Source organism: Muricauda sp. SCSIO 65647, from assembly GCF_021534965.1.
Classification (GTDB): Bacteria; Bacteroidota; Bacteroidia; order Flavobacteriales; family Flavobacteriaceae; genus Flagellimonas_A.
In genome coordinates this window covers 299,795-321,366 of record NZ_CP091037.1, presented here as the reverse complement: position 1 = coordinate 321,366, position 21,572 = coordinate 299,795, and the positions used below count along the sequence as shown (strand labels likewise).

Below are 21,572 nucleotides of genomic sequence, written 5' to 3'. Positions count from 1 at the left end.
ACTAAGGGGTAGGGTAGAAGATTTCTCCGCTGCACGAATCTTTTTTGGCCCCTGTGACCGAACTGAGCACATTGATGTGGTTTTCAATTCGTAGTACACCCATTAAGGCAAAGACCAGTGCCTCTTTGTATTCGATTATTTTTTTTGTTGGAATATGGACCTCACAATCTTCACCTAACTTTTGTTGCAGGGTTTCTACGAAGAAATCGTTCAGTGCCCCACCGCCGGTGACCAGCATATTGTTGTGGTTCAGTTCTTCTTCTTTTATGGCCAAGGCGATTTGCTCACAATTATGATGGATCACGGTATGCAGCAAATCTGCCGTTGAAGCATCTGTTTGGTCGATAAGGGGCACTACTTTTTCTGTAAACCATTCGTAACCCGTAGATTTAGGATAGGGAAGCTGGTAATATTCAAGTGAGTTCAATGCGTTCAACAACCCAGAAATGACAGCACCTGTTGCAGCGAGTTTACCGCCTTTATCGTATTTCACCCCAATTTTCTCTGTGAGATGGTTCAAGGGCATATTGGCCATACCAATGTCATAGGCAAAACGTTCGCTATGCTTTCTAAAGGAAATGTTGCTGATTCCACCCAAATTCAGACAAAGGTCATATTCAGATAAGAGCAGTTCATCGCCAATGGGCGCCAATGGCGCGCCCTGTCCGCCCAATTTCACATCCAAAGAACGAAAATCACAAACTACTTTTTCACCAGAGGTATTGGCCAGTTGTTGCCCATCGCCCAATTGAAAGGTGATGCCCTCCTCTGGCCTGTGATGTGAGGTATGGCCGTGGCTGGCTATGAAATCGATGGTCAACCCATATTTTTCAAGGAATAATTTGGCCTGCCGGCCCAACCAATCGCCATACTGTAAATGTAGTTCGGCATGTTCTTCTTCGGGTAGGTATATGGCATTCTTTAGCTTATCATATAGTGTTGAGTCATAGCCAATAGCCTCACATTCATTGAGCTCAAAGTGCCAGGCCTCATTTTCATTCCAGATGTGGCAGTGCGCCAGATCGAGTCCATCAAGCGATGTGCCCGACATCATGCCCAATACCTTGTACATTTTGCCCATGCCTATGATTTTAGGGTTACTGGAAGCTTTCCCTTCGCCTCGATCTTGCCCATGAAATGGTTTGCCGCGTTTTCTTGAAATGACCTAAAATCTTGATAGGCCACCACTACCGTTTTAGCTTGCTGCCAATCGATGAGGTTCAGCACAAACGGATTGCCAAAAAGATAGAGCACCGTATTTTTTTCTTTGAGCGTTTGGCCGATCAATTGCAACTCTGTGTCTGTAAGACCAAAATTGTCTTTGGGTTTTACCTGCTTGGGGAAGATGCCCAAAAGCGTGTTTGGGCCGTTGTTTGTACGATTGGAAAGCAATTCTGAAAACAACCCGTTCTGCTTGCCTATCTGTAAGTATTCAAAGCCATTGTTCCTGAATTCTTCAAGTTCAGAAAAGGTTCCCTTCAGCAACGAGAGGCTTTCTTTGGCCAGGTTTTGCATCAATTCTTCGTCTTGCTGTAGGTGACCATCTACCAATTCACTTGAAAGAGCCCTTTCTTTAAGTTTCCATAAGCGTTCAAAACTTTTTTCGATTTGTGCTGTCTTTCCTTTTTCCAAAATGTTACGGATTCCTTCTTCAACATGATCTGCAAAGCAGAGCACATCGTTTCCGGCTTCAAAGGCGGCACATTCCACTGTTCCCTTTCTATCGAACTTTTTTGAGACCGCGTGCATGTTTAGCGCATCGGAAATGATCAATCCGCTCCAACCCAATTTTTCCCTTAAAAAGTCGGTAATGATCGCTTTGGAAACGGAAGCCGATTCAGCTTTGCCATGACTCAATGCAGGTACCGCCAAATGCCCGACCATCACAGAATCTATGTTCTTTTTCATCAGTTCTGTGAAAGGATACAATTCGTTTTGTAGCAGTTCTGGTTCACTTTTCTCGATGGTGGGAAGCCCTAAATGTGAATCTACTGCGGTATCGCCATGGCCTGGAAAGTGTTTGATCGAATTCAAAACATCCATACTGTACATACCTTCTATGTATGCCCTGGCATATTCGATCACTTGTTTTTTGTCATCGCCAAAAGACCGATACCCGATCACCGGATTTTCAGGGTTCAAATTGATATCGACCACAGGGGAAAGATTCCAATGAATGCCTGCCTTTCGACAATCAAGGCCAATCTGTTTACCGACCTCGAATACGAGTTCTGCCTGATTTTGCATGGCGCCCAAGGTAATGGCGTAGGGATATTGCGGTGTATTTTCAATACGCATGGCCAAACCCCATTCTGCATCGATGGCGATCAACAATGGGTATTTGGCAGCTGCCCGATACCGTTTGATGAGTTCTTTGAGTCGGCCGAAACTGTTTTTGTTGTGGATTACTTCTTTCTTGCCCTCAAAATTGGTCGCAGCACTCGCACGACTATGAAAAAAGCAGATGCTTCCGATATGATGCTCTGAAATCAATTTTTCAAGTCGAAGCACTTCTTCTTCGCTATCATTGATAAAGGCGGCGGGCATGAACAATTGTCCTACTTTTTCTTTTATGGAAAGTCGTTGTGATACTTCGAAATAGGGTAACGGTCTAGTCATCGCTGTTTCCCTTTTTACCGTAATCTGCCGGATATTTTAAAAAGGGCAACAACAGCAGTGCAGGCAGTGCGGCAATAACCACCCAGACAAAGAAACCACTATAGCCCAGCCATTCTTGCATGAAACCACTTAACATGCCCGGTAACATCATGCCCAGGGCCATAAAACCTGTGGCAATGGCATAATGTGATGTTTTTGATTTACCCTCGGCAATATAGATGAGGTACATCAGAAAAGCGGCAAAGCCAAAGCCGTAACCGAATTTCTCAAATACTACCGTTGTGGTCACTGCCACAATACTTGTGGTTTTCGTAATGGCCAGAATGGCGTACAGTATATTGGGCACGTTCAGGGAAAGTATCATGGGCAGCATCCATTTTTTAAGTCCGTCACGTGAGATAAGAATGCCCCCTAGAATTCCACCTACCGAGAGCATGATGACCCCTACAGTGCCAAAAATGGTGCCCAATTGTTCTGTGGAATAACCCAGACCACCTTTCTCAAGGGGATCTAACAAAAAAGGAGCGGCCATTTTGACCAACTGTGATTCACCCAGCCGATAGGTGAGTATGAAAGCCAAGGCAATGCCAATGTTGGGTTTCTTGAAAAAGGAAACGAACACTTCAAGAAATCCTTTTGGTTTTTCGAGGGTAATATTGGCCGAAGATTCATATTTCGGAGTGGCAAAAAAGTTGGAAACCGTCAAGGCCAACATCAGAAAGGCCGTAGCGGTCATGGTTACACTCCAAGCCTTGGCGTTGTCGCCATAGTGGTTTTCGAGGAAGCCTGCCAAGATGACGATGAGCCCCTCACCAGTGACCATGGCCAAACGGTAAAAAGTGCTGCGGATGCCCACAAAAAACGATTGTTTTTTTTCGGTCAGGCCGATCATATAATATCCGTCCGAAGCAATGTCATTGGTTGCCGAGGCAAAAGCGGCCATCCAAAAACAGGCCAAAGTGGTGATGAAGAAAATATTGGTTGGCAAGGTCAGGCCCACCCCTAAAAGTGCGATGGAGATCAACAGTTGCATGACCAAGAACCAATTGCGCTTGGTGCTCTTTAAATCTACAAACGGACTCCAAAGCGGTTTTAAGACCCATGGCAGATACAGCCAACTGGTGTACAATCCGATGTCGGCATTGCTGATGCCCAGTTTTTTGTACATAATGACCGATACGGTGACCACGATAACGTATGGAAGCCCTTGTGTGAAATACAATAGCGGTACCCATGCCCATGCCCGTTTGTCTTTTTGGATTTCTGCCATTAGAGAAAGAAAGTGGTTTGGTTGTTGCGAATATCCATATTTTTCTAGGAAGTTAACTTTTTAAATGGTCAATCCTCCAAAGAGACCACCTCAAGATCACTTGAATTTCCGTATGCATCCATCAGGGCCACACCCAAATACTGTTTCGATTGTCTTCGGCCAAGTTCGAGCGTAAAACAACTTTCAGCATCATTGGCCACCATATATCCCTTTTTTAAGAGGGTTTTTGAGTGAACACCGGTGTTATCTTTTAAACTGTACAACGAGATAAAGCGCGGCACAGAATCAAAATGTGAAATACAGATCTCGATATTTGTATTGAATCGTTTGAGTGAAGCGATCGCCGGTTTCGGGAGGGTGCGCTTTTCTGATCGGGTCATGCTTGGGACCGCTGCGGGTTGCCCATAAAATTTTCTTTTAAGCTTTCTGGTCACATCTTCGTGACGGTCAATCAATGATTTCGCACTGAAGAAGACATTACCCTTTATCTCGGGCAGTGAACGGGCCAAGAGAAGTTGTTTGGGCAGCTCTCTTTTACGCTTCCATGCCTTATCGGGATTGTTTCGGATCTTATATGGGCCATTGCCCATATATAGATTGGCGTTCTCGCTCTTTTCTGCCCACCAGCGTGCAATGGTTTCATGTGATGCGGCAGGGTAGTGCATGCTCCAATAGGCTTGCGGCACAATATAATCCAGCCATCCTTTCTCCATCCAGAGCAAAGGGTCGGCATAAAGGTCTTCGTAGGTGGTCTGGCCCGCTTGGGTATCAGAGCCGCTGGGGTCGGTCGATTTATTTTTCCAAACTCCGAACGGACTAATTCCAAAGCGTACCCAAGGTTTTTTCTTCTCGATCATCAGGTGAATGTTCTTCACCAATGAATCCACATTGCTGCGACGCCAGTCTTCCAAATCTTGATCGGGCAATGCGTTTTCAATATAGGCCAGTGAGTCATTGAACGTTTCTCCCTCGATTTTATAGGGATAGAAATAATCGTCAAAGTGTACCCCATCGATATCATAATTGTTTACCACTTCTTCGACAGCTTCGGTAAGATGTTCCCACACTTCTGGGATACCCGGATTGTAGTAGTATTTCTTACCATATTTGAGCATCCAGTCACGGTGTTGGTAAAAGTCGTGGGTTTCGGCCAGTATGGTGGTGTCAAGGTCAAAGGTTGCCCGATATGGGTTCAACCATGCATGAAACTGCATGCCGCGTTCATGGGTCTTTTCGAGCATCCATTGTAGAGGGTCTTCAAATGCCGCCTTTGAACGCCCTTCGGTGCCGGTCAAAAAACGCGACCAAGGGGCCATTCTCGAAGGGTAAAAAGCATCGCCGGCGGTTCTGACCTGCACGATCAATGTATTGAAGTTGAGGTCATCGTAGAAGTCAAGAATCCGCAGAAAATCCTCTTTTTGTTTTTCTACGGAATCGTTTCCGTTTTTGGGCCAGTCGATATTGACCACGGTGGCCACCCATACACCCCTGAACTCATTTTTCGGATGCTTCACATATTTCATGCTTGCACACGAAGCAAATATGAGTATGAAAAGCACCGATAGTTTTTTGAACATTGAAAATGATGTCAGATAGTCTTTAAAAATAAAGTTTTTAAGTTTTAGAAATGATATCTCACAAATGCTTCCATGGCGGCATAATCGGCCAACCCTAATTTGTTGTACCATTGGGCGGTCTCTTTGTTTCGTTCTTCGGCACGCATCCAGAATTCCCTTGAATCATTTCCCTGAAACATCACTCCGTCTTTCTGTGATTGGTGGCAGAATATGGCATTCCTTTTTCTAAGCACTTGGTCTGGACTCATGGGAACCGCCATTTCAATTTGGTCAACGTCCCACTCATGCCAGGCCCCGCGGTAGAGCCATAACCAACAATCTTTCATGAAAGGCTCTTCTTTTAATCGTTTCACAGCTTCTAGAACCGCATCAAGACATACTTTGTGGGTACCATGTGGATCGGCAAGGTCACCGGCGGCATAGATTTGGTGCGGTTTTACCTTGGCAATGATTTCCATCATTATCTGAATGTCTTCTTCCGAAAGATTTTTCTTCTTGATGGTTCCGGTCTCATAGAACGGCAAATCAAGAAAATGGACGTTTGAATCGTCAAGCTTCAAATATCGCGTCGCACCATATGATTCGCCCCTTCTGATGTAACCCTTTAACTTTCTTACCTCAAGGGGATCTATACTGCTTTCCTTTTTGGCTTTTATGGCATCAATGACAGACTGTGCTTTTTTTGAAGGAGCGATGGTCTTGGCGATTTCAGCATACCGAAGTGCATCTTTATCAGAAACTGCGATATTGCCAGAGGTTTGATAGGCCACATGTACTTCATGGTCTTGTTGGACGAGCCTATCAAATGTCCCTCCCATTGAAATGACATCATCATCAGGGTGTGGACTAAAAATAATGACCCTCTTTTTTGCAGGTTCTGCCCGTTCTGGGCGTTTGGTGTCATCGGCATTGGGCTTGCCACCGGGCCAGCCGGTTATGGTATGTTGCAACCGGTTGAACATTCGAATATTGAGGTCATATGAGTCTTCTTGGGCCAATAGGCCAGACATACCGTTATCATTATAGTCTTTATCGGTTAATCGAAGGATAGATTTATCTGTTTGCCGACATAACCATACCACTGCTTTGGCCGTTAGGCTTTCTGTCCAATCCAATGACTCATCGACCAACCATGGGGTTTTGTTTCTTGTCAGTTCGCTGCCTGCCGCTTCATCTAGAACAAAAGTGCAATTATCATGTTCTTGCAGATAGGTTGCCGGTACTTCTGAAGATATTTCTCCCTCAATCGTCTTTTTGATGACTTCTGCCTTGTTTTGGCCCCATGCGAGCAATATAATTCTTCTGGCACTTCGAACGGTTGCGATACCCATTGTGATGGCCTTGCGCGGTACATTGTCGATGCCCAAAAATGTGGGCCCTGCATCAACACGGGTGATATGATCAAGGGTGATGACCCTTGTGCCAGAATTATAATGGGATCCAGGTTCGTTGAACCCAATGTGCCCGGTACGACCGATACCCAAAAGTTGAAAATCGATACCGCCTGCATCTTTTATTTTCTTTTCATAGGCTAGACAATATTCCTTGACGGATTCGGCTGATACCTTGCCATCGGGAATGTGGACATTTTCAGGCAAAATATCGACATGGTTGAACAAATGCTCGTGCATGAAATGAAAATAACTCTGACGGTTCTCTTTGTCCATCGGCAGATATTCATCAAGGTTGAAAGTGGTCACATTAGTGAAACTTAATCCTTCCTCTTTGTGCATGCGAACCAATTCTTCGTACACACGAATTGGGGAAGACCCTGTGGCCAGACCCAAAACACAGGTCTGTCCCTTAGATTTCTTCTCACGAATAAGGTCGGCGATTTCTTCTGCTACTTGAATGGAGGCCTCATTAGAGCTTTCAAAAATCACATTATGGACTTTTTCAAACCGTGTTTCTTCAAACTGGCCGGCGGGCTGGTATGAAATGTTTTTTTTCTTGGTATCTAGCATATTTCACAAAATTGGGTCATCTAATATGACATTGTTGGCAGCGATTGATTTTCTCGTGGCAAAAGTAAACAATAAAAATCCGATATTGCTGTTTTTTGCTTTTTTATTTGCTGTTTTATGCAATTAATAACAATTTTTTAACTTTAATGCAGGATAAAACAGCATCATTCTAAAATGACTATCTTTGCAGCATTTGTGATTTGCAACGAACAAAATGCTAAAGGAAGAGCGACAAAGAACCATTTTAAATGAGGTTGAACTGCACAATCGGGTATTGTTGACCGATATTGCCGAAAAATTGGATGTTTCAATAGATACGGTACGTCGTGATGTAAAGGAACTGGATGCTGACAACAGACTTAGAAAAGTGCACGGTGGTGCGGTTTCATTGGGTTTCGCCAATTATAGTCCCGCCCGAAACAATGTTTATGCGCTTGAACAAAAGATGGCAATTGCCGAAAAGGCCGTCAAATTGTTGAAAGACAATAGTGTTATTCTTATCGATGGTGGTACTACCTGTCTTGAACTGGCCAGAATATTGCCAGAAAAGCTATATTTGACCTGTTTTACGCTCAGTTTGCCCGTTGCTATGGAATTGCTGAACAAACCCAATGTAGAGACTGTCTTCATAGGGGGGGTACTGTCAAAAGATTCACAGATCGCCATTGGGGCCAATGCTGTTCATAATTTGTCACAGATCAAGGCAGATTATAGTTTTATAGGTACAGGTTATGTTGATGCCCAATTTGGTTTGACCGAATTTGATTGGGATATTGTCCAGACCAAAAAAGCAGTGATTCAGGCCTCAAAAAAAACGGTTTTGCTCTGTATTTCTGAAAAGCTGAATTCGCAGCACCGCTTTAAGACCTGTGAGTTGAATGCCATTGATACGATGGTTACCGAATTAGATGCCGATCATCCTTTATTGAATAATTTTAGAAATCAAGAAATACGTTTGCTGTAATATGCCCGACTATCACAAAATAACCGAAGAACCCTCTTTGTACAATGATCTGGAAAAAATGCCGACTGCCGAATTGCTCCGCAACATCAATGAGGAGGACAAGAAAGTGGCTTATGCCGTCGAAAAGGTAATCCCACAAATTACCGAACTTGTCGATGCCACGGCCAAACGTTTTCAAAAAAGGGGTCGTTTGTTTTACATTGGGGCAGGTACCAGCGGAAGACTGGGCATTTTGGATGCTTCTGAAATTCCCCCGACCTATGGTATGCCGCATGACAGGGTCATCGGTTTGATCGCAGGGGGTGACAGTGCCATACGTAAGGCTGTAGAATTCGCTGAAGATAACACCAAACAAGCTTGGAAAGACCTACAGCAATACGGCATCAATGAAAACGATGTGTTGGTGGGCATTGCGGCATCTGGTACCACGCCCTATGTATTGGGTGGTATCGAAGATGCAAAAAAGAATGGATTGTTTACCGCGGGCATTACCAACAACCCCGGTTCACCATTGGCCAAGCTATCAGATATTGCCATTGAAATTGAAGTAGGCCCTGAATTTGTCACGGGCAGTACCCGTATGAAAAGTGGTACCAGCCAAAAATTGGTGCTGAACATGATCTCAAGTGCTTTGATGATCAAAATCGGTAGGGTAAAGGGCAACAAAATGGTCGATATGCAGCTGAGCAACAACAAATTGGTCGATCGCGGTACCCGCTATTTGGTCGAGGCCCTCGGTATGGATTACGAAGAGGCCGAAAAAGCCCTAAAAAAATATGGTTCGGTCAGGGAAGCATTAAAAGAACTGCAATAAATGCCCGATTTTGAACAACGGCTAAAGGGCGGCCATCCCAACTCATTGGGAAATACCGTTGAACTCGTAGATGAGGTATTGGCAGATCACGGACTTTTTGACGAGCTGTTCCATTGTTATTTTTCTGAGGACGAGGTGGTGCGATTGCGGGTGTCAAATGCCATGAAACGCATCTGCAAAGCCAAAAAAGACTTGCTCTTGCCTTATTTGGATAGGTTTTTGGATGATATCGCCAACATTGATCAGGCCTCTACCCAATGGACATTGGCGCAACTTTTTTTGCTATTGGAAAATGATATGGCCAAAGCACAGATGGCCAAGGCCAAAACCCTATTGAAACATAACCTGGCCCATCACAATGATTGGATAGTGCTCAATCAAACCATGGATACCTTGGCAAAGTGGGCTAAAAAAGATGAAGAATTACAGAAATGGCTGATTCCTCATTTAGAGCGGTTAACAAACGATAACAGAAAATCGGTTTCCAAGAAAGCCCTTAAAGTTTTAGCTTCTGTTAGTCGGTAGTTTTTAGTCGTTAGCTTTTAGGCGTTAGGCGTTAGGCGTTAGGCGTTAGACTTTAGACTTTAGAAGTTAGACGTTAGGCGTTAGCTTTTAGTCGTTGGCTTTTAGCCATTAACCATTAACCATTAACCATTAACCATTAACTACCAACTACCAACCATCAATCTACTTTGGCTCCAACCGATAGATGCCCTTTCCCTCAATACCCACATAGATATAGCCATCAGGGGCTTGGCGAACGTTACGTAAACGACCCATACCATCCAACAGCTTTTCACGATAAGTAACCTTGTTGTTTTCGATTACCAAGCGTTCTAGGTACTGAAAGGCGAGCGAACCCGCCAAAAGATTGCCTTTCCAATCGGGGTATTTGTCAGAAGAGACAAAGGTCATGCCGCAGGGCCCTATGGAGGGTGTCCAATAATATACAGGTTGCTCCATACCGGGCCGAGAGGTTTCATCGGTGATTTTAGTGCCGCTGTAATTGATTCCGTACGTGATGACCGGCCAGCCATAATTTTTGCCCTTTTCGATGACATTGATCTCGTCACCACCTCTTGGGCCGTGTTCATGTTCCCAAATCTCGCCCGTTTCAGGGTGTTTGGTCAATCCCTGTGGATTTCGGTGTCCGTAGCTGTAAATGGCTGTTTTGGCTCCAGATTTGCCTATAAAAGGGTTGTCATCAGGTATGCGCCCATCATCATGTATGCGGTAGATTTTGCCACCGTCTAGGGTGATATCTTGCGGATTTTCATCCCGATTGCCCCTGTCACCTATTGAAAAGTAGAGATAACCCTCATTGTCAAACTCCAATCGTGAGCCAAAATGATGTCCACGGGTGGTATTGGGTACCGCTTTGTACAATATTTCCCTGTTTACAAGACGATTCTCGCTCAGTTTGGCGCGCATAATGGCCGTATTGGCCCCTTTGCCCTCTCCTTCTTTGGAGGAATAAGAGAAATAGATCCATCCATTATCGGCATAATCTGGATGTAGCTCTACATCCAAAAAACCGCCCTGCCCCTTATCGACAACTTCTGGAGGGTTACCGATATCAATCTTTTTTTCGTCTTTAAAAAGGATGAGTTCACCTGATTTTTCGGTGATCAAAATGCTTCCATCGGGTAAAAAGGCCATTCCCCATGGGTTTTTCAATCCATCGACCACCAATTTTGTTGTGAAGTTGATCTCTGTTGGAAGATTTATGCCCTTATCCGTCTTTTGCGCACATGACGTGGTGAGCATTACAACGAAAAAATAGAGATATAATGCACTTTTTTTCATAATTTCACGTTGAAAGTTATAATTATATAGATGAATTACGGTCTTGTGCCGAAGATAAAAAGAAAGTTGATATACGATTAGATAATTACGTTTAGAATATTTAAGGTCCCAAATCTGAGTATTCTTACCATAACATCACTTAACCTATGCTTCCCAGAAAAACCAGGCATTCTTACTATGCCCTGCTGTTGGTACTTGTATCAATAGTTTTTTCATCAGCAGTGGCAAAAACCAAAGTTTACAAGGTTCTGTCAGAGGTTGTGTCTTCATCAGCAGAAGTCATTTCTGAAGAAGATCATATTGCCGATCATGTAGAAAAGGCAGTTGTTCTTGGAGCTGAAAATATCGCCCCAAGTATGATGTTCATGACCATTATTCAGGGTGCCGATGAAGAGGTCGGCTGTAGTAATAATGGTTTTACCGTTGCCCGATTCAACCTTTGTGGTGACTCTGATGATAGAACGATTACCTTATCCGGTGGCCCTTATGGGTCGGTACAATGGCAGATTTTGGGCGGTTCTTGCTCGCCCGATATCAACGAAGACTGTCCGAATACCACCACCTCTTGCTACACTACGGTGGGCACCGCACAATCGTTTAACTTGGATGCCAGCACGATCCCTGCTGGTTCAGGTTCAGAATTTCGGGTGGTCGCTGACGGTCAACAGTACTTTTTCAAGGTAAAAAAGAGTACGATTACCCAAACTTACGTAAAACGTGACTATATCTGCGGTGTTGATGGCCGTATTCAGATTACAAACCTTTCAAGCGCCTACGAGTTCAGTATCGATGGGGGAAGTGGTTTTGGAGCTTGGCAGACCTCACCTATTTTTGATGGACTTGCTCCTGGAACCTATATCGTCAAAGCACGCTTGCAGAATACACCCAATACTTGTGAATACCCATACGAGCCCATCGTCATTGAACAATTGGATATCGGTATCGATGTCGAGTTTACCGATGCCCAATGTTTCGGTGATACGGGAAGCATAACTGTCACCGTCAATGACGTTCCTGGGCCGTATAAATATACCTTGCTCGATGAAAATGGGGTGCCCCAAGAGTTTACCACCTTTATCAGTACCAACCCCTATACCTTTAGCGCGGTTGGTTTTGGTACGTATAGCGTTCAGGTAGAGACCCAGCAATGTACAGGTGATCCGGGCAACGGAATTCCGCCCCCACAACAAAGTCTTGATATCAATGGCAACCCCATTGTTATTGGCGATGGTATTGTACCGTTGACCGCCTCAACAGAGGTAAACGAGAGTTTAAGTTCTGAACCGGGCTGTGGTTCGCCCAATGTTGACATCATTCTGAGAACCTCAGGGGGCACACCACCTTATACCTTTACGGTGAACGGCTCACCTGGCGGTACATTTAATCCACCACAGACCATCCATACCGTAAACACGGCGGACACCTACGATTTTGTGGTCACTGATGCCAATGGATGTACCATTACAGCCTCTGCAAATGTGCAAGAATTGACACCGCCAGATGTTACCGTTAGCGGTATTGACGGTACCTGTACCAATGGTGGTGCCCGATTGGATATCACAGTGGTCGATGCCAAAGGATATAACCTATCGTTCAGGGCCACACCGACCGATCCGTGGAGCACAGACCCATTGCTTTCGGTAGCGGCCGGAACCTACAATTCAATTCAGGTGCGCTATGAACAAGGAGGGTTCAGTTGTTTTATCACCTTGCCCGATTCGATCACGGTTACAGAAACAGGTGCGATCAATGGGGCAGATCCGACTTGGACCGATATGTCATGTAATGGTTCAGGTGGTATTGATAATGGTTCCATTACCTTTCCGGGAGCCTATTCGGGTGCTGGGGGAGGACCTTATGAATTCAGTATCAACGGTAGTGATTTCTTTTCGCAGCAAGTATTCAATAATTTACCTGCGGGAACCTATACGCCAGCGGTAAGAAACGCTTCAGGGTGTCGTCGTGACTTTACCGCCGTTACCATAGCAGGTGTAGATCCGCCCACTAATATTGACTTTGTGCAAAGCAATACCAATTGTGCGGCCAATACCTCTGATGTACAATTGACCGCTACGGCCAACTTTGCCATCGCTACTTACGAAGTAATAAGCCCGACATCGATCAATAATGGGGCCAATGACACCTTTATCGGTCTCACCAATAATATAAGCCATACTTTTCGAATCACAGATGTCAATGGCTGTATTTATGAAGAAAGCTTTACCCCGGCCGTAATCAGTACGATCAGGGCAAGGGTAAAATCAGGTGGCGATTTGAACGTGTGCACGGGCGCTAGTGACGGTAATGGTACATTCATTATTGACGGATTCGCAAACAATTATACCTACAACATCAATGGAGGTACTGAAAGTGCTCCTCAGAACGACGCTGAAGTGGATATAACCGGATTGGCAGTTGGTAGCTATACGATAACGGTTACCGATGCCGATACCGGTTGTCAAGATACCGCGACGTTGACCGTTCAAGAGCCAGCAACTCCCTTAAGTCTAACGCCTACGGTAACAGATATGAGCTGTGCCAACAACAATATTGGCCGCGTAGTGGCCAATGCTTCTGGTGGATTTGGGACCTACCGATATGAGTTGGATTGGCCAACCCCGCCTGGTATCACACAAGGACCAAAAAGCGGCAATGTGTTCGGTAATCTGACCGCTGAAGGTACCTATACCCTACGGGTCACTGATGCCGAAGGATGCACGGCGACGACAACATTTACCTTGAGTGTGGTCGATGCCCCCACCATCGCACTTGGTGCAGTAGATTATTGTTTCTCGCCAACCAATGATGGCTCGATAACGGTCAGCTCAACAGCAGGCACTGCACCCATCGGCACGCACCAATACCGTATCAATGGTGGAACATTGCAAGCAAGCCCTACGTTTGCAGGTCTTGTACCGGGTACGTATACAGTAGAAGTCGTTGATGGAAACAACTGTACAGACCAATTGCAGGTGACCATACCCCCACAGATACAGATCGACCTTGACTTGATTACCGAAATACCCTGTGGCGGCAATGGCGAGATGCAGATTACGGTAAGTGGCGGCGATATTTCCAACTTGGCCAGTACTTCATATACCATTTATTTGAACGGGGCACCGGTAGCCGGTCATATAGGTTTGCCATTGCCCTTGAATCCGTTCAACTATATTGTACCATTGGGTAGCGATGGCGACTATACGGTTGAGGTTACCGATAACAATGGTTGTACCAATACTTCGCCACCATTGACTTTTTCGCCCCCCGTAAGTATTTCGGCAACCGAAAATGTAGTAGGGCCGAGCTGTGGTGATGCCAGTAGTGGTTATGTTGAGATCGTACCCGATGTTACTTCGGGCACCCCACCTTTTCAAATAGCTTTTGCCCCAGGTGGAACCGGTTTGATCGACGACCCTTTCAACCCCGATCCCATGGGAGTGTATAATTATACCTCACAAACGATATATTCTGGACTTCCTGCGGGTACCTACGAATACATTGTCAAAGACGCCCGCAACTGTACCACGGGGGTACGAACGGTAACGATAAATCCTGATTTGACAAATCCGCCTGATGCAACAGTGGCCCCAATTGATGCCACATGTAGTGCTACAGTACTTTCAGGGGGTATAAGGATTACTGGAATCACCGATGGTGTTCCTGACTTTACCATTATCATTGAGGACAATTTTGGAAATGAGTTTGTACGTCGCGAAAATGTGACCTTGGCCGACTTGCCATTAGATATCATTGACCCATCATTGATCGAAGGCAATTATACGGTCATTACATTAGATTCAAGAGGCTGTATCGATCAAGATGCCGTTAGTATAAATTCGTCAGATTTGGATATCGTGCCCGATCCAACGACCCCGTTGGTGTGTGATCGGGGAAACCTGCCACAATGTGTTGATATTGTTGGGGGAGTGGGCCCCTTTGAGATTCGCTTGGTCACCGACCCGCCTTCCGCATTTGTTTCTCCCAATAGTGGTGCAAGAAGACATTGTTTCGCCAATTTGGTGCCTGGAGCAAGCTATACCGTCGAAGTATTCGACACAACCACCAATTGTACGGCCATCGAAACCATTGATATTCCAGACGGCCCAAATCCTCTAAATGTTGCCCTATCGATTGATAATGGCAATTGTAATGGGGAGGATGTTGAACTTGACTATACCATCACCGGCGCAACGGGCCCAACTTTTGACATTGAGATTCGTAATCTTGATACTGGGGCGGTCATTGTCTCAACCACTACAAGCAATACCACAGATACGTTCTTGGTGCCCCAAGGGCCATATGCGATTTCGGTCATTGACAATGGCAATGATTGTACGGGTGGTGATACCATTGAGGCCACGCTCAATATGCCACGGGTCGATGTCATTGATAACCAGAATGCCAATTGTAACGAATTGGGCCAATTGACCGTTCGCGGAAGTGGCGGTACACCATTCCCTCCAAGCGGACCGGGATCGCTTCCTGACGGATCTCCGTATGAGTATGCCTTTGTGAACTCTGGTTCGACACCTACCTACCCTGCAGACTATGGTACGGCCACCACTGTCTATTTGGCAGGTTCCTTAGCCCCTGGAACGGCATATGACATTTGGGTACGCGATTCACGTGGTTGTGAGTACATGACTTCGGCCACTATAGTACAGCTAGATCCCGATTTGCCCAATCCGATAATATCCGTAAACAATCAATGTGATGTGACGCCTCCTGTGGGCGGATTTCAGATTGACCTTGAAATGCCGGCCAATGTTGACAATCCGACGTTTACTTTAGGCGGCCAAACACAGACACCGGTTTATGACCCTAGCCTTCCTACCGTGGCTTCCTTCAATGTACCCAGTGTGGGCGTTTATGATGTATACGTAATCGATGCCAACGGATGCGATGTGACCACTACTGCCGAAGTATATCAATTATTGTCAGCATCAGGTGGTTTCTCGACCGATCCGACCTGCGAAGATGCCGATGGCACCATTACCATAAACGCAAATGGAGGTAGCGGTGATTTTACCTATCGTTTGACGGGCACGGATTTCAATGCTAATCCCGTAGATATCACCGACCCTAATGCTGACGGTATTTTTGAAAATATTGCTCCGGGCAACTATCAGGTACAGGTGACCGATAATCTGGTGACCGATGGCACCAACAACTGTACCACGACCGTAAGTAGCATCATTAGTACCGCTCCAGTACAACCGGTGATCGCCGATACGGGAGAATCAAATATTAGCTGTAATGCCGCCGATGATGGTAGCATTAATGTTGTTCTAAATCCAGGTACTGATATCGACGGTATTCAAGAGTTCAACCTTTATTCGGCCACCTTGCCGTTATCAGGAACCGAGACCCCAATAGCAACCAATGTGTCGGGATCTTTTGTCGGTTTGTCACCAGGAACCTATGTGGTTCAAGTGATCACCGATCGACTATGTACAGACGTGGCCGAGGTGACATTGACCGAACCACCGATTTTTGAGATAACGGCCTCTGACGAGACCCTTACCTGCGAAAATGGGACCAACCGTTTCAGCACAGCGACTATTTCGGCACAAATAGTGAGTGTGGGCAATGGTGGCCCCTATGGATACCGTATCGACCCCAATGACAGTTATCAAAGCAGTCCTGATTTTGACATCGTCGATAACGGTGCCGACCAAACAATAACCATATACGCCATTGATGCCAACGGATGTGAAGATGACGTTACGGTGACGGTTTTTGCACCTACTGATGTAGTTCCGGGCATTTCAACCTTGAACACATTGACCTGTGCCGATCCAGAACGTGTTGAAATTACCGTTACGGGCACTTCAGACTTTACGGTCATAACCTCTGGCCCCTCGGGAACTACGGTAAACAATGTAACCGTGACCGGTGGTTCGACGGCTACGGTCGAATTGCCAGATCCAGGCGATTATTTGATAGAGGTACAAGACGATGGCCCTAATGGATGTAGTTATCCCTTACCTAGCTATACGGTCAATGCTCCTGTTTATCCTACTGTAACGGTATCTGAGGCAAATCCCGCTCTATGTTATGGTGATGCCAATGGGGCCATGTTTATAGAAGTGACCGATTATAGCGGGGTGTACAATTATGAGGCGTTCTTGTTGGATGTAAATGGGAATAGGGTTTTACCGGCCCAGACAACTGGAAGTTTTGATACGGCCAATTTCCCAGATGTCAATGGAGATCATGCCAGAATAACAGGATTGGTAGGTGGAAATTATGAGGTGACGATAACCACATCGGCCAATCCCCAATGTCCGGGAACAAGTAACGTAACGACCGTGCGTGCACCAAATGGTCCTTTGGTTCCAGATGCAATCGAGATAGGCAACGTAAGCTGTAATGATAATAATGGGGTCATTGAAGCCAATCTGAATGGCGGTTGGGATTATGCCCCTTATGAATATCGATTGTTGTTTGATAGCGACAATGACAGCACTTATGAAACAGAAGTTCAGACTTGGGGCAACAACAATCGATTCGAAAACCTTTCCAGTGGAGATTACCGTGTAGAGTTCAGGGACGTAGAAGGGTGCTCCGTTACATACGATATTACATTAGATTCCATTGTTCCGATCCAGGCAGGAATTCGTGAGCCACAAGGCTTGGTATGCCCAGATGGCAACAATGCGGTGCTGGAAGCCTACGACCCGACCACGGGTGATGCCATTACGGCCATTGCGGGAGCGACCGGCGGTGTTCCTGGGGCAGGCTACAAATACCAGCTGATCTATTTGGGAAGCAATAACATTGCCGATGAGATTTCAAGAAGTGGCCTACAAGATTCACCAACATTCACAGGGGCCAGTGGTGGTTTTATCAGCCAGGGTTGGTATGCCATAGAAGTATCCTCAAGCTTTGGTTGTATAGGGGTGACCATTCCGTATTACGTGGATCCACCGCCACCGATCATTCCAAATTTGGTACAGGTACAAGCCCCGGGTTGTGGGGGCATGGGTGAGATGCGTTTGAGTATTGAGAATCCCGAACCCGGATTTGAATATGAATATAGACCAGTGGGTTCTCTGCCCTCAGATCCCTTTACCTCTATGGGTCTGGGCAACACAAGTGCATTGATCACTGGTGGCCCCGGTTTCTATCAATTTGAGGTACGAAAGGTGAATGCCACCAACACTTGTGGGGTGATCAATTCAAACGGACTAACGCTTGTTGATGCCCAGAATGTCGATTTGGTGGTCAATTTGCCCGATGACATTTCATGTGCCAATGAAACCGATGGTCGAATTGAATCATTCTCTTCAGGGGGTGTGGGCTTAAATACCTATACGTTGTACATTGGCGATCCCATTGATGCGTTCAGCCCGTCACCCACGGCGACCGTGATAGCATCAAATGATTTCGGAACCTTTGAAGGGCTTGACGAATCTCCTGATTATTATGTGGCCGTGACCAGTGGCACCACCTGTCAAGATATTGAGGGTCCGTTCGAAGTGGCCCGACCAGCACCTATCGTCTATACCGCAGCTGCGACCCCTGTCAGCTGTAGCGAAGAAGACGATGGTACCATAACCGTTGAGGTTACCAGTGGTGGAATCGGTTTGATACAGTTTGCCATTGGTCCGAATTTCAATGAGTTCTTCAGTGACCCGAGTACACCGGGTAGCTACACTTTTGAAGATTTGGAGGGAGATGTCAATGGTCGTGATTATACGATTTTGATACAAGATTCAGAAGGTTGCTCTGAAACGGCCGTCATTCAGGTTTTCGAACCTGAAGAAATAGCGATATCATCTGTAGAAACCCCAGAGATATGTCTGGGCTTTGCAGATGGTACGGTTCAGTTGACCGTTACTGGTGGAACACCTTTTGTTGATGGTATGGGCGTCGAGTACTACGAGGTCAGTATGAATTCTTCAGATGACGTAGATTTTGCCAGAAACGATAGTCTCTTCTTTGATAACCTATTGGGCGGTGAGAGCTATGCATTCTTTGTAAGGGATGCCAATGGCTGTTTGGCAAATATTGTCGTGCCCATTGAGATAGGGGTAGATATCAATGCCGAACCTGTGGTCGAGTATGGTTGTGAGGGAATTTTTCCAAATAGCACCACCACAATTGTTGAGCTGAACGGTAGCTCTTTCTCAGACGTTTTGTTCTCGTTGGATGTCGATGATGTCTCATTGGCCGACACACAGCGAACTTGGGCTGATTTGCCCCCAGGTGATCATACCGTATACCTGTACCACCCCAATGGGTGTACAACGTTCGTCGAGTTTACCATAGACGCCTATGAACCTTTGGTATTGGAAGCCATGAAGACCGGTCCAGACGAGATTACCGCTATCGCAACAGGTGGATTTGGCGATTACGAATTCTTTTTCGACGGTACATCGCAAGGCAGTGACAATATTTTCAATGTCAGTTATGATACGACCATCAATATTCGTGTTGAGGATTCCATGGGTTGCTATGCCCAGATTGTCTTCCCCTTTGATTTTGATGGAATGGTTGAGTTTCCGAATTTCTTTACCCCAGACGGTGACAATATGAATGACTCTTGGTTTCCTAGAAATAGAGAGTTTTTCCCAAACATTGAGGTCATCATCTATGACCGTTATGGCAGGGTAGTGGCTCGATTGGACCAGGTCAAGGAATGGGATGGCAATTACGATGGCAAACCATTGCCGACAGGTGATTACTGGTATGTCGTCAATGCCAATGACAATGAAAAGCAACAATATGTTGGGCACTTCACTCTTTACCGATAAAAGGGCACCCTTACCAATGACCGGGTAGTAGGGTTTGATTTTGGCGGTACATCCCAAATTGAGGTATTTGACAAAAATACTTGTAAGATTGTGATGAATTGACGATTTTAGGGCAGCGAAAATGTTTACCCTTTGAATAACTGGATTACCTGTTGCCAATGAATGACAAAAAAGATTCCCTCACGCCCACCTTTTTAGAATTCGAAGAGAAGCAAGATTTGGAACAATCTGTTTTTTGGTTAAACATGTATCTCAATGGTTTTCAAGAGGCTAAAAAGCCTTATAGAATTGATTACAATACCCTGTTGATGAGCTATCATTTGTGGAAGGGTGACGACCTTGACGAATTTTGCTTCGATCAGGCCAATAGCTACTTTTTGTTCAACCCTGAATATGATTCACGAGCAGCGCGTGAGGCGCTCTTCTTGGAGATACGCGAATTTTTGGCAGGATGCTAGATGTAAGGCTAGATAATTCAATTTAATTTATATTTTTGCAATCCCTTTTCGGGATGTGGCGCAGTCTGGTAGCGTACGCGCATGGGGTGCGCGTGGTCGCTGGTTCGAATCCAGTCATCCCGACAAGCTAAAGCGTTGAAGGTTTCCGTAGAAAGTATGCTTTCTTAAGGGAACCTTTCGCTTTAGATTAAATTAAAGCGCAGCTTTAATTTGCAACGACCCGTTCTGGATGCCCGAAGGGAATCCAGTCATCCCGACTTTTAACATTTTATTAACAAATTGAACACTGATAATTATCTGATTATCAGTGTTTTTTTTGTTTTTGTATTTCCCTAAAAAATAGCTGTTTTTTGTTAAAATGACTTCGAAAGGTTACCTATTCGGTTACCTGATTTTAGTTGCCCTCTTGAACCCCTGTGTTCATGAGTATTTCGAAATAAGATTCGAATCCAGTAGCGATGACTAACAAAAATCTAAATTGACTAATAAGTCCCAAAAAAGGTTCGTTTTACTGGGCCAACTGACTATGGGAGTCTCTCAAAAATATAGGTAAGATTTGGGTTGGAATCAAATTCATTCGGCTGGATAGGCTTAGGATCAGATAGGGCTTGAAATACAAATTGCAAACCCCTCTTTATCATTTTTAAAACTAGCGATTATTTTAAGACAATGGTTCCGGTCCATACATGATCAGTTCTTCCTGTCTGTAGTTTTATAAAGCTATCTGTCATTCCAGAACCCGTTGCCCCTTCAAAACGTCCACTGCCACCTACAATTTCAAAAGAGTCTTGAAACATTAAATCATAACCTTCCTTGGTGGATGGGATGATTTGTCCCTTAATTGGGCCAATATTTAGTCTGTCGCCGTTTTCCGTTTGGAAATAGGCAAAAGAAGAGGAGCGACCTTCTTCTGCAAAAAAGCTATGGTCTCCATACTCTCCCGTTACTACATTGTTACAGAACTGCGATATAAATATATAGTTGCCCAAAAGTGGATCGTCTACTCCTTCCCCTTGCTGCCCAACCATAATAATTGGAGGTTCGCCGCAACTGGTATCACCTTCGATTGGACCTCCCAATGAAAAAAACTCAAGACGGAAAGGAATCGGACGTGTTGCATTATCATCATCTTCACAGGAACATAAGGGAATAATTATGGATACTACTATCAAATAAATACTAAATGTTTTCATGATATAAGTTTTTAGTTATTAGTAAAACTTCATCAGAATCCATTTCTTTGAATGACCGGCCAATAAAAAATTGTGTTTCTGAATTACACCCTCAAAATTAGTTTTTAGAGGTTCACCCAATAAACACTTTTGTTGTAAAAAGATGCAA

12 protein-coding genes and 1 tRNA gene are annotated in these 21,572 nt (G+C 45.1%); 6 read left to right on the top strand and 7 right to left on the bottom strand.

Translation table 11 applies throughout. The features are described from left to right. Position 1 precedes the first annotated feature (1 nt). The 5 genes from L0P89_RS01330 to nagB all read right to left on the bottom strand — a co-directional run bounded on the left by L0P89_RS01330 (position 2) and on the right by nagB (position 7,430). Entirely contained in the window at positions 2-1,081 is a 1,080-nt protein-coding gene (locus tag L0P89_RS01330; protein ID WP_235266606.1) for an anhydro-N-acetylmuramic acid kinase, read from the bottom strand. A 2-nt stretch (positions 1,082-1,083) separates the two neighbouring features. Next, the gene (locus L0P89_RS01325) at positions 1,084-2,619 is read right to left on the bottom strand and encodes a glycoside hydrolase family 3 protein (protein WP_235266605.1); all 1,536 of its coding nucleotides are present in this window, start codon (positions 2,617-2,619) and stop codon (positions 1,084-1,086) included. Further along, the gene (locus L0P89_RS01320; RefSeq protein ID WP_235266604.1) at positions 2,612-3,889 is read right to left on the bottom strand and encodes an MFS transporter; all 1,278 of its coding nucleotides are present in this window, start codon (positions 3,887-3,889) and stop codon (positions 2,612-2,614) included. The genes L0P89_RS01325 and L0P89_RS01320 overlap by 8 nt, the downstream gene beginning before the upstream one ends. Before the next feature lie 68 nt (positions 3,890-3,957). Further along, positions 3,958-5,412, bottom strand: a complete 1,455-nt coding sequence (locus L0P89_RS01315; RefSeq protein WP_235266603.1) for a glycoside hydrolase family 10 protein — start codon at positions 5,410-5,412, stop codon at positions 3,958-3,960. Positions 5,413-5,510: 98 nt separating this feature from the next. Continuing rightward, positions 5,511-7,430, bottom strand: coding sequence for a glucosamine-6-phosphate deaminase (gene nagB / locus L0P89_RS01310; RefSeq protein WP_235266602.1), 1,920 nt, complete (start codon positions 7,428-7,430; stop codon positions 5,511-5,513). Positions 7,431-7,644: 214 nt separating this feature from the next. Here nagB and L0P89_RS01305 point away from each other — a divergent pair, with 214 nt between their 5' ends. The 3 genes from L0P89_RS01305 to L0P89_RS01295 are packed head-to-tail and all read left to right on the top strand — an operon-like array spanning position 7,645 to position 9,733. Continuing rightward, positions 7,645-8,394, top strand: a complete 750-nt coding sequence (locus L0P89_RS01305; protein WP_235266601.1) for a DeoR/GlpR family DNA-binding transcription regulator — start codon at positions 7,645-7,647, stop codon at positions 8,392-8,394. 1 nt (position 8,395) lies between these two features. Continuing rightward, a complete protein-coding gene (gene murQ / locus L0P89_RS01300; RefSeq protein WP_235266600.1) occupies positions 8,396-9,208 on the top strand; it encodes an N-acetylmuramic acid 6-phosphate etherase in 813 nt (270 codons plus the stop codon). Then, positions 9,209-9,733 (top strand): hypothetical protein, encoded by a 525-nt coding sequence (locus L0P89_RS01295; protein WP_235266599.1) that lies wholly within the window; start codon positions 9,209-9,211, stop codon positions 9,731-9,733. It abuts the gene before it with no gap. 162 nt (positions 9,734-9,895) lie between these two features. On the opposite strand, the gene L0P89_RS01290 is transcribed toward L0P89_RS01295, so the two are convergent. Continuing rightward, positions 9,896-11,014, bottom strand: a complete 1,119-nt coding sequence (locus L0P89_RS01290; RefSeq protein WP_235266598.1) for a PQQ-dependent sugar dehydrogenase — start codon at positions 11,012-11,014, stop codon at positions 9,896-9,898. A gap of 146 nt (positions 11,015-11,160) precedes the next feature. Between L0P89_RS01290 and L0P89_RS01285 the strand changes: the two genes are divergently transcribed. The 3 genes from L0P89_RS01285 to L0P89_RS01275 all read left to right on the top strand — a co-directional run bounded on the left by L0P89_RS01285 (position 11,161) and on the right by L0P89_RS01275 (position 20,354). Beyond that, positions 11,161-19,773, top strand: coding sequence for a T9SS type B sorting domain-containing protein (locus L0P89_RS01285; RefSeq protein ID WP_235266597.1), 8,613 nt, complete (start codon positions 11,161-11,163; stop codon positions 19,771-19,773). A gap of 158 nt (positions 19,774-19,931) precedes the next feature. Next, positions 19,932-20,231, top strand: coding sequence for a hypothetical protein (locus tag L0P89_RS01280; RefSeq protein WP_235266596.1), 300 nt, complete (start codon positions 19,932-19,934; stop codon positions 20,229-20,231). A gap of 49 nt (positions 20,232-20,280) precedes the next feature. Next, positions 20,281-20,354, top strand: a tRNA-Pro gene (locus L0P89_RS01275). Positions 20,355-20,887: 533 nt separating this feature from the next. Here the strand turns inward: L0P89_RS01275 and L0P89_RS01270 are convergent. After that, a complete protein-coding gene (locus L0P89_RS01270) occupies positions 20,888-21,424 on the bottom strand; it encodes a hypothetical protein (protein ID WP_235266595.1) in 537 nt (178 codons plus the stop codon). Positions 21,425-21,572: the final 148 nt, after the last annotated feature.